The 13,161-nt window shown below is 70.9% G+C and carries 9 protein-coding genes; 3 read left to right on the forward strand and 6 right to left on the reverse strand.

From position 1 onward, the window contains the following. Positions 1 to 72: 72 nt before the first annotated feature. From AVW11_RS17395 to AVW11_RS17405, 3 genes are all read right to left on the reverse strand, one after another. The gene (locus tag AVW11_RS17395; protein WP_076044606.1) at positions 73 to 1,590 is read right to left on the reverse strand and encodes an immunity 49 family protein; all 1,518 of its coding nucleotides are present in this window, start codon (positions 1,588 to 1,590) and stop codon (positions 73 to 75) included. A 161-nt stretch (positions 1,591 to 1,751) separates the two neighbouring features. After that, positions 1,752 to 2,147: a contact-dependent growth inhibition system immunity protein gene (locus AVW11_RS17400; protein WP_076044608.1), complete on the reverse strand. Its 396-nt coding sequence runs from the start codon at positions 2,145 to 2,147 to the stop codon at positions 1,752 to 1,754. Between the two features lie 637 nt (positions 2,148 to 2,784). Then, the gene (locus tag AVW11_RS17405; RefSeq protein WP_158076140.1) at positions 2,785 to 3,741 is read right to left on the reverse strand and encodes a polymorphic toxin-type HINT domain-containing protein; all 957 of its coding nucleotides are present in this window, start codon (positions 3,739 to 3,741) and stop codon (positions 2,785 to 2,787) included. 179 nt (positions 3,742 to 3,920) lie between these two features. On the opposite strand from AVW11_RS17405, the gene AVW11_RS17410 reads away from it, so the two are divergent. The 3 genes from AVW11_RS17410 (at position 3,921) to AVW11_RS17420 (ending at position 9,174) form a co-directional block, all read left to right on the forward strand. Further along, positions 3,921 to 4,463, forward strand: a complete 543-nt coding sequence (locus AVW11_RS17410) for an RICIN domain-containing protein (RefSeq protein WP_076044612.1) — start codon at positions 3,921 to 3,923, stop codon at positions 4,461 to 4,463. Positions 4,464 to 4,786: 323 nt separating this feature from the next. Further along, positions 4,787 to 6,832 (forward strand): ABC transporter ATP-binding protein, encoded by a 2,046-nt coding sequence (locus AVW11_RS17415; protein ID WP_060180922.1) that lies wholly within the window; start codon positions 4,787 to 4,789, stop codon positions 6,830 to 6,832. A gap of 110 nt (positions 6,833 to 6,942) precedes the next feature. Beyond that, positions 6,943 to 9,174 carry a terpene synthase family protein gene (locus tag AVW11_RS17420; RefSeq protein ID WP_076044614.1) on the forward strand — a complete coding sequence of 744 codons (2,232 nt, stop codon included), beginning with the start codon at positions 6,943 to 6,945 and terminating at the stop codon, positions 9,172 to 9,174. Positions 9,175 to 9,220: 46 nt separating this feature from the next. Here the strand turns inward: AVW11_RS17420 and AVW11_RS17425 are convergent, their stop codons facing one another. The 3 genes from AVW11_RS17425 to AVW11_RS17435 form a co-directional block, all read right to left on the reverse strand. Beyond that, on the reverse strand, positions 9,221 to 10,453 hold the full coding sequence (locus tag AVW11_RS17425) for a GNAT family N-acetyltransferase (protein ID WP_030853824.1): 1,233 nt from the start codon (positions 10,451 to 10,453) through the stop codon (positions 9,221 to 9,223). A 99-nt stretch (positions 10,454 to 10,552) separates the two neighbouring features. Then, on the reverse strand, positions 10,553 to 11,797 hold the full coding sequence (locus tag AVW11_RS17430) for a YncE family protein (RefSeq protein ID WP_076044616.1): 1,245 nt from the start codon (positions 11,795 to 11,797) through the stop codon (positions 10,553 to 10,555). A gap of 129 nt (positions 11,798 to 11,926) precedes the next feature. Next, a complete protein-coding gene (locus tag AVW11_RS17435) occupies positions 11,927 to 13,090 on the reverse strand; it encodes an XdhC family protein (RefSeq protein WP_076044618.1) in 1,164 nt (387 codons plus the stop codon). Between the last annotated feature and the right edge of the window lie 71 nt (positions 13,091 to 13,161).

A 13,161-nucleotide genomic window follows, 5' to 3' on the forward strand; every position in this document is an offset into this window, starting at 1 on the left:
ATCGGCACCACATACGCGTGCAAACCTAACCCAATCGGACAATCAGCTCGCGTTGCGGCACGCCTCGGCGTGTCAGGAGATGTCCTCGACGCGCTTGCCGTCGACGAGGTACCTCGGCAGGTGCGGCAGCCCATCCGGGTCGATGGGGAAGCCCTGGTCGTGGGCGAGGCAGGCCATGGCGAGCGGGCCGAGCGCCACCCGGGCGCGCGGGGCCGCCGACTGCGCCCAGTAGCCGCCGTGTTCGGCGAGGGCTTCGGTGAGCGCCCCGCGGAAGGCCTCGTGGTCCCCGGTGAAGAGGCGGTGGAAGAGCGCGACCGGCTGGTAGTCGACGCGGTTGACGAACTCGTCCGGGGAATGCGTCAGCGTCTCGGGCAGGGACGCCTGCATGGTGGCGAGCAGCTTCTCCACGACCGCGTCGCCGGTGCCGCCCGAGAGGTACGTCCGCAGGGTGTCGACCCAGTGCAGGACGTAGGCGTCGACGGTGTCGTCCTGCCGCAGCGTCTCCAACGGGACCCGGCACAGCCGGTCGACCCGGTCGTGCGCGCGGCAGGCGAGCGCGAGGTAGAGGGCGTCGAGCCAGGCCCGGGCGTCCGCGGGCGGGGCGGCGGCCGCGGCGGGCAGCCGGAAGGTGTTCTCCTCGCCGAGGTACCACTGCTCCGACTCGGATCCGGCGAACAGCGCGGAGCCGAGCCGTACGGCCGTCGCCCACGCGTCCCATGTGACGAGCTCGGACGCCTCGGGATCGGCGGTGCAGCGGACGTGGGCCAGCGCCAGGGCCGACGCGAAGGCGTCGCCGAGCCCCGCCGGATCCTCCGCGAGCCGCGCCACGGACCCGATGGTCGTACGGGTCAGCTCGGCCGGATCCGGTGCGGGCCGGCCCGCGGCGGGGGTGGCGATCCGGCCGGCGCGGTCGAGGCGTACCAGCCCCTTCATCAGGGCGAGCAGCTCCTGCGGCGGCCTGAGCGACAGCGTGCGCGTCTCCTCGTCGACGACCGTGAGCGAGGTCAGACCGCCCCGGCGCCACCAGTACACCCGCGGCGACAGGCGCCCGGGCCCGTCCTCATAGGCACCCAGGGCGTACATGGCCAGGTCGTTGAGGGCTTCCACCACCGAGCCGTCGGCTATCGGATGGAAGGCGCACAGATGCCGGGTGGGGACGACGACGAGGGCGCCGGCGGACGGCAGCGACTCGCCGGTGACCTGCCGCGCGAGTTCCCCGAGGTACAGCGCCTTGGAGGCCACGAAGTGCGAGTCCCCGAAGACGGACTGCAGCGTCGCATGCCCTTCGAGGGATATCTCCTCGTGCTGGACGGGCACCCGCATCAGGTTGGCGCGCCCCGCCCGCCCCACCTCCTCGGCCCCGGCGCGCTCCACGTCCGCGTCGGTGAGCGAACGCACCCTGGTGGGCTCGTCGAGGGCGTAGGCGAAGACCAGCTCGTCGGCCACGACCCGGGCGTACCGCATGCCGCCGGCGACCTCCGGCGTGACCAACCCGACGGGCAGCAGCCGCGCGTGCACCCCGCGCAGCAGCTCCTCGACGCTCTCTCCGCCACGACCGCCACTGGATTCAGCTGAGTTGTCTCGATTCACCCCCCGAACCCTACGAGAAACCGCCGACATCGCCGCGCCCAGGCCTCAGGAGGCCCCGTTCCCGTCCCGGATCCCCCGTCAGGCTCGGAGCGGTAGGCGCTGACGGGTAACCCAGTAGGGGGCCCGCCAGCCCTTTGTCGGCGGCAGCCGTTGTCGCCGAGCTACCGAGCCAGGAACCCCTCGATATCGTGTTTCAGAGCAGGCGGCACCTCAGCCAACTCCGAGACGATCAACCGGACATCCCGCCCGAGTTCGGGGATCTCCCTCCAGACCTCCGCACTCCTGGTGAGTACGGCGGCCAGCAGGTCACCCTCGTACATGTCGCCTTCCGCCAGCGGGTCGTTCTGGAGGACCTCCACCGCCAAGGGCGGGAGATAGGCAAGGCCCACGTCCTGCCTGATCAGCAACCGCATGTCCTCGACCGTCAGGCCGCCGATCGGCTTGCGCCGAAGCTCGCGCACAGCCGCCATCAGCCGAGTTTCGCCGCCCGACGGCGCCGACCAGCGGTCACGCTCAAGCTCCTCCAGGGAGCGGTCACGGTTCACGAGTCGAGTCACCGACCGATCGTCGCATGTCAGATCTCAAACGCGGTCTGAGTCCCCCGCCGATGCAGTCGTTTTGCTGACGTTGCCGTCAAACGCCACCGGAGCCTTGCTGAGCTCGTCCTTCAGAAAGGCTCCGGCGGCGATCGACGGAGTCACGGGCAGTGACAGCTACCCGGTTTCTGAGGTTGCCCGCGGCACCCTCAGCGCGACCTTAAATTACGCTTGCAGGGAGGCTTCGGAAGGCTGCAATCGCGCTCTTCAGTTCGATGGAAAGCGCCGCTCTATTGTCTCCCAGGAGTCGACGAGTCTCTTCGGCAGATTTAGCCTGCTCGGCTCCAATCCTAAACCTCTCCCAAGCCTCGAACGTGAGCCGGGTATGTCGCGTGAGCACATCAGAGATCAGGGCTTGTTCCCGGAAACTTAGCGCCTTTCTGGGTGGCCGGAGATAGAACAGAGAATGCTCGGCAACGAGTTGCCCCACAAGCACCCGAATCTCATGACCCAGGAAGTCGCAAGAGAGCATAGAAATTGCGAGATTAGCGAGGGTTGATTTAGCCGGCCCCTGCAGCGAATCCGGTACCTCCCACCGTTCGCGCGGCTCGTCCAACCACTCCCAACCGTCGGGTCGAGACATGCCACCGCCTCCTAATCATCCGAACCGCGACAGCAACCAGCTTTGCGCCTCGTCGTTATTCTTGGGTACTCCAGTGATACCACCCGCCTCCAAGACTTGCGCGCAATAGGTCACACAGGCCTGATCTGGCATATCGTAGTCGGGATACAATCCTCGGCGTGTTCTATCCATCGCGACCTCCGCGTACATCATCGCGCCCTGAGGGTTGGGGAGAGGAATCCTCACGTTAATCGTGATGGCTGGCAACTCGTCGGGAGTGAAGTGAGTAACCCCGTTATCAGGGTTGCCGAGACTGCCATACTGGTGGGTTCTGAGCACTTCGTCACCGTCCCGGATCGTGATCAAGGCGTGCTGCCTACCATCCGGGTAATTGGCCAGGTGAACGGTTGCTTCGCCGCCACAGTTATGAACGAGGACCGGTGTGGCGCCTGCCAGCACATAGTACGTGTGGAAGTCGTCGACCGTGAGGTTGTGCGTGGTGACGGCGAACGGGTAGTCGTGGGTGCTCTGAACCGTGAGGGTGGTGCCGTCGGGCTTGCGGAGCTGCTCGCCCGGGAGGAAGTCGCCGGCGTCGAGCCACTGGCGGCGGGTTTCGTTCCAGTGCGGGTGGTGGGAGGTGGAGGTGAGGGTGGCCGGCGGGCCGCGGGGGTTGGCGTCGTCGGTGAGGGTGAGGTCGGTGAACTCCTTGTCGTCCGGCGTGATGATGGTCGCGGTGACCGTCTTGGCTGCGGTGTCGCCGGTCTGGGGGTCCGTGGCGAGGACCTTGTCGCCCACCTTGACGTCCTCGATGGCCTTGCTCGTTCCATCGGCCATGCGGACGCGGGTGCCCGTGGGGAAGCTGTTCGTCTTGACATTGACGGAGCATGAGGATCCGGATGAGGACTCGGCGGAGCGTGCGTCCGCTCCACCCCCGGCCGATTCGGCGCCGGCGTCGCCTCTGTCCGCCTTGGACTGCGTGCCCGCGCTGTTCACTTGGCGGTATCCGTAGATGCTTTCTCGTCCGCCGACTTGCGTGCTTGAGCTGCAGCAGCGGTTGCTTCGTCCTCGGCCTTCTTGGCCTGGGTCACCGCCAACATCGCCCTGGATACCTTGCTCTCCGCGGCGTCGACGGCTGCGTAGGCCTTGTTCAGCTCCTTGTAAATCTTGAAGGCTTGAATGCCGATCTTGAGGGCGAAGCCACCTCCGGCCTCGTCGGCGGCGTCAGCAATCCGGCGGTCTACCCCTACGCCGCCTCCGTGACCGCCGCGGAAGCCGTCGGCCCCATCAGGCTGACCGCGGCCGCCGGCAACTGCGTCGACAACGACGGGAACAGCGCCGACGACGGCAACAGGATCCAGATCGCCGGCTGCAACGGCACCGACGCCCAGAAGTTCCAGATCCGCGACGACGGCACCATCCGGACGAACGGAGCATGCCTCAACGCCTCCGCAGCCGGTACCGCCAACACCACGCCCATCGAACTCCGCGCGTGTGACGGCAGCGCGCCGAGCCAGAAGTTCCTTCCCCGCGCCGACGGAACCATCCACAACCCCGTCTCGGGCCGCTGCCTCGACCTCGGCAACGCCGACACCACGCCCGGCCGGCAGCTCTGGCTCTGGGACTGCACCGGTTCCGCCGCGCAGCGCTGGAGCGTCCCGATCCTCGGCACCGCGCCGCTCCCCGTTCCCGCCCCCGTCCCCGCCCCTGTCCCGTAACGCCGACGGCGATCACCGCACGGAGGCCGTCTTCCCATCCCGGGGAGGCGGCCTTCGGCGCTGTGGCGGAGGCGGGCGCAATCCCTCGAAGGGGGGCATCGACACCTCCGGGTGGTTCGAACGCCCGGTCACCGCGCGGCGCCTGGGGTCGGGGCGGGCATCGCAACTGTGTGCGGGCGTTCGTTCCCCGCGGGCCGTGACGCCGCTCTGAACAGCCACGTTCTTCCGGCGTCAGTTCGCAGCCGCAGCGCCTCGGGAGGAATCTTGCGATCCGTGCACGTTCATGTGGTGTTCGACCCGGCACCGGGCGGAGGTGGCCGCGCATGAGGCTCCTCAAGCGGCCCACGGCCCTCCAGCCCGCCGTCTCGGCGAGCGAGCGACGGCTGTTCGGCGGGCCCCTGCGCTACGACGCCGGCTGGTCCAACCACGACTACGCACGCCTGGAGGGGCGGCTGCTGTCCACCCTGCGCTCCATGCCCCGCATGGTCGCCGGGACCCTGCGCCTGGCGTGGGACACCGACCGGCCCGCCCTGCTCACCGTCGCCGCCGCCGAGGCCGGGCAGGGGGTCACCTCCGCCGTCGGGCTGCTCGTCCTCAGCGAGGTGCTGCGTACGCTCCTCGGCGCGGGCACGCCCGCCGAGGGGCTGCACGCCGCCGTGCCGGCCCTGGCCGCGGGTGCGCTGGTCGCCGTACTGGGCGCCGTACTGGCCTCCCGGTCCACGGCGGCCGCCGGCCGGCTGGAGCCGAAGGTCGAACGGGCCGCGTACGAGCAGTACTTGAAGGCCGCCGTGGAGGTGGAGCTCGAAGCCATCGAGGACGGCGAGTTCCGCCGGCTGCTGGACAGCGCCCAGTGGGGTCCGCCCTCGGCCCGCCGTACCGTCGGCGCCTGCGTCGCCACCCTCGGCGGGATCATCTCCCTCGTCGCCACCGCCGGGGTGCTGACCGTGCTGCACCCGCTGCTCCTGCCCATGCTGCTGCTGATCGCCGCCCCGCGCGGCTGGGGCGCGATGCGCGTGGCGCAGCGCCGCTACCTGTCCGTCATCACCTGGGTCGAGCACGTCCGCGCCGCCCGGCTCATCGGCCAGCTGCTGATCTCCCGTACGTCGGCCCCCGAGGTGCGGGTCCACGGCGTCGGCCGCTACCTGCTGGGCCACTACCGCAACATGGCCGAGGTCGCCGAGACCGAAGCCACCCGCCTGGCCAAGGACAAGGCGGCCACCGAGCTGCTCGCCGCCGCGCTGTCCGGCGCCGCGGCGCTGGTCACGTACGGGGCGATGGTCGCGCTCATCGTCACCGGCCGGATGGACCTCGCCGTCGCCGGTACCGCCGTGATCGCGGTGCGCACCGGGTCGGCGAGCCTCGGCGCGCTGGTGGCCACCACCAACACCCTGCACGAGGAGTCGCTCTACGTACGGGACCTGGAACGCTTCGTCGCCGAGGCCGGGCGGCGGGCCATCCCGGACGGCGGACTGCCGCTGCCCGAGCGCCTGGGCACGGTACGGCTGGAGGACGTCCGCTTCAGCTATCCGGACCGCGACGAGCCCGCGCTCGACGGGGTCTCCCTCACCATCGAGGCGGGCACCGTGGTGGCGCTGGTCGGCGAGAACGGGTCCGGCAAGAGCACACTGGTCAAACTGCTGGCCGGCCTGCACCTGCCCGACTCCGGGTCGTTGACCTGGGACGGCGTCGAGGTGCGGGACGCGGACCGGGAGCAGGTCTTCGACCGGGTCGCGCTCCTCACCCAGGACTTCGAGCGGTGGCCGGTGACGGCCCGTACCAACATCGCCATCGGCCGGCCCGGTGCGGAGGGGGACGAGGAGTCGGTCGAGCGGGCGGCGGAGGTGGTCGCCGCGGCCCGGTACGCGGGGGCCGACCGCGTCGTCGAGAAGCTTCCCCACGGCTACGAGACCCTGCTGGCCCGGGTGTTCAGGGGCGCCTCGGAACTCTCCGGGGGCCAGTGGCAGAAGTTCGGGCTGGCCAGGACGCGCTTCCGGGACGCCCGCGTCATCGTCGTCGACGAGCCCACCTCGGCGCTGGACCCGGAGGCGGAGATCGCCGCCTTCGACAGCATCCGGGGGCTCACGGGGCCGCAGCGCGCCGTCGTCCTCGTCACGCACCGGATGTCCGGGGTGCGGTACGCCGACGTCATCTACGTGCTCCACGAGGGGCGGCTCGTCGAACAGGGCGGCCATGAGGAGCTGTTGGCGCTCGGCGGCCGGTACGCGTCGATGTTCCGCATGCAGGCCGAGCAGTTCGCCCAGCAGCCCCCCACGCTGTCTCCGTCCCCCTCCCCTTCCCCGTCCCCGTCCGGGGCCTCTCCTATCCCCCGGCAGGCGGGCGCGTCGCCCAATGGCACGTCCGTCACCTGATGCGGTGAACTCCCCCTTGCTCCGCGGGCACCACGGGTAGGGCACTGCTGATCTCTTGTGGGGGCCGGGCCACCGGCCCCCACACCTTTGGACGAAGGGCCGACCACGCCGTGACGCAGCCGTTCCGACTGCCGGATTTCTACGTGCCGTATCCGGCACGACTGAACCCCCACCTGGAGGAGGCGAGGGTCCACAGCAAGCAGTGGGCGCGCGACTTCGCGATGCTGGAGGGTTCCGGCGTCTGGGAGGAGGGCGACCTCGACTCGCACGACTACGCTCTGCTCTGCTCGTACACCCACCCCGACTGCGACGCCGACGCGCTGTCGCTGGTCACCGACTGGTACGTGTGGGTGTTCTTCTTCGACGACCACTTCCTGGAGACCTTCAAGCGCTCGCAGGACCGCGCCGGCGCCAAGGCGTACCTCGACCGGCTGGCCGCCTTCATGCCGATGGACCTGGCCGACGGCTTCCCCGAGCCCACCAACCCGGTGGAGGCGGGCCTCGCCGACCTGTGGCGGCGAACCGTTCCCTCGATGTCGGCGGACTGGCGGGAGCGGTTCTCCCTGTCCACGAAGAACCTCCTCGACGAGTCGATGTGGGAGCTCGCCAACATCAACATGGGCCGTGTGGCCAACCCCCTCGAATACATCGAGATGCGCCGCAAGGTGGGCGGCGCCCCCTGGTCGGCCGGCCTGATCGAGTACGTCGCCGCCGAGGTCCCGGCGCGCGTCGCGCACACGCGCCCGCTCGGCGTGCTGCGGGACGCCTTCTCCGACGCGGTCCACATCAGGAACGACCTCTTCTCCTACGAGCGCGAGGTCACCGACGAGGGCGAACTGTCCAACGCCGTCCTGGTCCTGGAGACGTTCCTCGGCTGCACCACGCAGGAGGCCGCGGACGTCTCGGGCGACCTGCTCACCTCCCGCCTCCAGCAGTTCGAGCAGACCGCCCTGCACGAGCTCCCCCAGCTCTTCGCCGACTTCTCGCTCGAACCGGCCGAGATCGCAGCCGTCCTCGCCTACACCAAGGGCCTTCAGGACTGGCAGTCCGGCGGCCACGAGTGGCACATGGTCTCCAGCCGCTACATGAACGAGGAGGCCAGGGCGACCGCCCCGGTCACCCTCCCCTTCATGCCGTCCGGGCTCGGCACCAGCGCCCTGGACCTGCGGTCCGTCTTCAACCGGCGCTCGATGGAACTGCGCCGCCGCTCCTTCACCCACGTCCCCTTCGAACGCACCGGGCCGTCCGTGATCCCCGAGATCCACATGCCCCACCCGCTCTCCCTGAGCCCCCATCTGGCCCATGCCCGTCAGGAGTCGGTGGCCTGGGCCCGGCGGACGGGTCTGCTGGATCCGCAGCCGGGCGATCCCGGCTCGGCGATCTGGACCGAGGAGAAGCTGCGCGGCTACGACTTCGCGGTCTGCTCGGCCGGGATCGACCCGGACGCCACACCGGACGAACTCGCCCTCAACGCCTGCTGGCTGACCTGGGGCACCTACGCGGACGACTACTACCCGGTGGTGTTCGCGCAGACGAAGAACCTGGCGGCGGCCAAGGCGGCCACGGCCAGGCTGATCTCCATGCTCCCCGTCGACGACGCGGCGAGCACCGGGCAGCCGCAGCCGCAGCCGTCGACCGCGCTGGAGCGGGGGCTCGCCGACCTGTGGGTGCGCACCAGCGCCGGCATGCCGGTGGAGCAGCGCGCCGAGTTCCGGGCGACGGTGGTGGACATGCTGGAGAGCTGGCTGTGGGAGGTGGACAACGCCGTCCAGAACCGCATCCCGGACCCGGTGGACTACGCGGAGATGCGGCGGCGGACCTTCGGCAGCCGGCTGACGATGTACCTGTGCCGGCTCGGCCACCGGGGCCGGGGCATCCCGGAGGAGATCTACGCCTCGGGGACCATCCGCTCGCTGGAGAACGCCGTCGCCGACGCGGCCTGCCTGATCAACGACATCTACTCCTACCAGAAGGAGGTGGAGTTCGAGGGCGAGGTCCACAACCACATCCTGGTGACGCAGAACTTCTTCGACATCGGCTACCCGGAGGCCCTGCACATCTGCCATGCGCTGATGACCCGGCGCACCGAGGAGTTCGAGCACATCGTGGCCGACCAGCTGCCGGTGCTCTACGACGACTTCCAGCTCGGCGCCGCGGCCCGGGCGGCCCTGGACGCGTACGTGCGCGAGCTGCAGGACTGGCACGCCGGTGTCCTCAACTGGCATGCGACGGTGCGCCGTTACCGGCCGGAGGACCTGCGGCGGCCCGACGGGGGCCTGGCCGGCGCGGTCCTGGGCTCCGGCTTCGGCATGGCCGCCGCGAGGCTGGGTGTGCCCGCGTGAGTCCGGCGGCGGGGGCGGTCCGCGCCGGCCCCCGCCACCGCCGTTCTCAGAACTCGTCGCCGGTGTGCGGCAGTACGGGCGTGCGCAGGGCGTCGTCCAGGGCCGCCGCCGCGCCGGGCGTGTGCTCCTGCACCAGTCCGGCCGCGACGAGTTCGGTGATCCTGGTGCCGCCCAGGTAGCACGCCGCGAGCTCGCGCACGTCGAGGGCCAGGTCGGCGGGGCCGTCCGCGTGGCCGTACGTCGCGCCGTGCGGCCCGGCCTTGAGCCGGAAGCGCCCGGCGTTGTCGGGCAGGCGTGCGTCGTGCACCTCCAGCACCAGTTCCACGGGGGCGGCCCAGGACCTCGCGGTCAGCGCCGCGCGTACGTCGAGCAGGCGCAGCCAGAGCGCCGGGAACTGGGCGGTGACCCGCACCTGGTCCCGGTCGGCGGCGAAGTGCAGCAGCGGGTCGTCGGCGGGGCGGCCCCAGGCGGAGACCTTGCCCGTGAGGTCCAGGGCGGCCACGCACTCCCAGAGGGCGGCGGCCACCGCGGGGGTGTCCGCCTCCAGCTCGTCGACCCGGACCAGGCCCGGTGAGCGGGCGGCGCCCCCGTCGTCCGCCGGCTTGGTGCGGTAGATGACGTACCCGGCGATGGGCTCGCCCGGGTCGCCCAGGACGATGATCCGGGGCGGGCTCAGCTCCTCGTCCTCCTCGTCCTGTTCGGTGAGCCACTCGTCGCGCCAGCGCTCGGGGCTGCGGCCGGGGCGACCGGGCCGGCCGGCGCGGGCGGCCTCGTGGAAGGGGCCGATCACGTCGACGGCGTCCTCGGGGTCGACGAGGCGCAGCGGGCGCCGGTCCGGGTCGATGCGCAGCGCCAGCGGCCGGGTGGAGTCGATCTCGACGGTGGCGCCGGTGGTCGCGCCGCCGTAGCCGAAGCGGCCGTAGATCGCGGCCTCGGAGGCCCAGAGGGCGGCGATCGGGCGGCCGGCCTCGCCGGCGCGCCGCATCATCCGCGTCATCATGCCGGTGAGCACGCCGCGGCGCCGGTGGGTGGGCGCCACGCAGACGAAGGTGAGCCCGGGGCAGGGCAGGTCCGCCCCGGGCACCGAGAGCCGGAGGTCGTGTGCGGCCATGAAGCCGACCAGGACGTCCCCGTCGTAGGCGCCGATCCGGTCGCAGCGCAGGAGCAGCGCGTGGTGCCGCTCGCGGGCCGCCTTCTCGGGCCGGTCGTGGAAGACCAGGTAGGCGAGCTCCAGGGCGCGGTCGATGTCGGCCTCGGGTACCTCACGGATGTCCACCATGATCGCGAGACTAATCGGTCATCGTGGACCAGTCATCCCATATTGGCTTGATCTGCAGGTTCGGCCGATTCCAGCCCCTTCGTCCGCCGGACAATCCGCTCAGCGGCCGGCCGGACCGGTCCAGGCCGCCGGGACGTGGCCGAGGCGGATGCGCTGGGGGTGGTCGCCGACGGGGACGGAGACCCGCTTGGCGCCGGTGGCGAAGTCGATGGCCGTCACCCGGTCGGTGCCGCTCTCGGAGATCACGCAGGCCGTACCGTCGCCGGAGACCGTGGCCCAGTACGGCTTGGAGGCGGGCACAAGCGGCCCCTCGGCGAGGGTGGTGCGGTCCACGACGGTCGCGTAGTCGTCCATCGTGCCCGCGATGCAGAGCTTCGCCCCGTCGGGGCTCATCGACATGCCGTGGTGGCGGGAGTCGTTGACCCAGCCGGTGCGGTCGGTGCCGGTGGCCGGGTTGGCGGGGAGTTCCTTGAGGCGGGTGATCCGGTCGGTGGCCACGTCGTACTCCAGGAAGCCGCCGAAGAACGAGACCTGGAAGTAGAGCTTCGACTCGTCGGGGCTGAAGGACACCGGGCGCACGGAGTCGGACAGGTCCTTGCGGCCGAAGGCGTCCAGCCGCTCCCGCATGTCGATCACCCGGACGGTGCGGAAGGTCTGCGCGTCGACCACGGTGATCTTCCGGTCGCCCTTCGTCCAGTCCAGCCAGGGGGCGTCGAGGGCCGTGTTCACCTCGCCGATGGAGCTGTTCCACAGGTGGCGGCCGTCGCGGGTGAAGGTGTTCTCGTGCGGCTTGTCGCCGGTGCGGAAGGAGCCGGTCTGGCGGCCGGTGGCGATGTCCAGGACGTGCACGGTGTTGGAGGTGGAGGCCGAGACGGCGATGCGGGTCCCGTCCGGGGAGACCGCCATGTGGTCGGAGCGGAATCCGGAGACCGGGAAGCGCCAGTTGATCCGTCCGGACGCCAGGTCGATGGAGACGACGTCGGCGAAGCTGGGGCGGGAGGCGACGACCGCGGTGCCGTCCGGGGTGGTGAACATGTCGTCGACGAACTGGTCGTGGCCCTCGCCGGCGCTCTCCCGGATGCCGAGGAAGAAGGCGAGCTTCACGGGGTTGAGGTAGATCTCGCGGAGCCGCTCCGCCTTGTCGGGGATCATGTTGATGCGCCCGACCTTGGCGAGATCGCCGGTGGAGGCGAGGACGTCGGCCGTCCCCTCCCAGTTGTTCCCCACGAAGAGCACCTCGCGCAGGCCGCCGGCCGGAGCGGCCGGGGCCGCCGGGGCGGGCGTGAAGGCGGTCAGCAGGGTGGCCGCGGCCAGCACGCCCAGGGTTCGCACGGTACGCAACATCCGCTCAACTCCGTTGTGAGGAAGGGCAGGAGAGGGCTCCTCCGATTACCGGCGGGTAAAATAGGGGGAACGCCACAAGGGCGCAACCCCCACGGGGTGCGCCCTTTTCTCACCTTCCGCCGTCACTCCTCAAGCGACGGAGCCGATCCTGCCGATCACGGTGTTCGCGACGTCCGGGTGGATCGGGATGTGTGCGCCGGTCAGGGCCGCGCCGCTGCCGCCGCGGCGGTTCGCGACGATCTCGGCGGCGATGGACAGCGCAGTCTCCTCCGGGGAGCGGGCGCCGAGGTCCAGGCCGATCGGGGAGCGCAGCCGGGCCAGCTCGAGTTCGGTGACGCCGACATCGCGCAGCCGCTTGTTGCGGTCCTCGTGGGTACGGCGGGAGCCCATCGCGCCGACGTAGGCGACGGGCAGCCTGAGGGCCAGCTCCAGGAGCGGGACGTCGAACTTGGCATCGTGGGTGAGCACGCACAGGACGGTCCGGCCGTCCACCGAGCCCTCCGAGGACTGCGCCTCCAGGTAGCGGTGCGGCCAGTCCACGACGATCTCGTCGGCCTCGGGGAAACGGTTCCTCGTCGCGAAGACGGGCCGCGCGTCGCAGACGGTCACCCGGTAGCCGAGGAACTTGCCGATCCGCACGAGCGCGGAGGCGAAGTCGATGGCACCGAAGACGATCATCCGCGGCGGCGGGACGCTGGACTCGACGAGCACCTTCAGCGGCTCTCCGCAGAGCCTGCCGTCGGCGCCGATCTCCAGCACCCCGGTCCGGCCGGCGTCCAGCATGGCGCGGGCCTCCTCGGCGACGGTGCGGTCCAGCTCCGGGTGTCCGCCGAGGCCGCCCGCGAAGGGCCCCTCCGTACGGACGAGCACGGCGCGGCCCATCAGCTCGGCCGGCCCCTCGGCGACCCGGGCCAGCGCGGCGGCCTCGCCGCAGGAGGCGGCGGCAAGCGCCGCCTCGAACACCGCTCGGGCGGGCGAGCCCACGGGCACCGGGGTGACGAGGATGTCGATGATTCCGCCGCAGGTCAGCCCCACCGCGAAGGCATCGTCGTCGCTGTAGCCGAAGCGCTCCCGGACGGTCTCCCCGTCCTCCAGCGCCTGCCGGCACAGCTCGTAGACCGCACCCTCCACGCATCCGCCGGAGACCGAGCCGATGGCCGTGCCCTCGCTGTCGACGGCGAGGGCCGCGCCGGGCTGCCGGGGTGCGCTGCCGCCCACCGCCACGACCGTGGCGACGGCGAAGTCACGTCCCTGCTGTACCCACCGGTTCAGCTCTTCGGCGATGTCCAGCATGTGCGGCCTCCTCGGAGGATTGGGTTCCAGTATCGGGTACGAGCAGGTGCGGACCGGCCGGTCCGGGTCGG

This window comes from Streptomyces amritsarensis (assembly GCF_001953875.1).
Lineage (GTDB): Bacteria > Actinomycetota > Actinomycetes > Streptomycetales > Streptomycetaceae > Streptomyces > Streptomyces amritsarensis.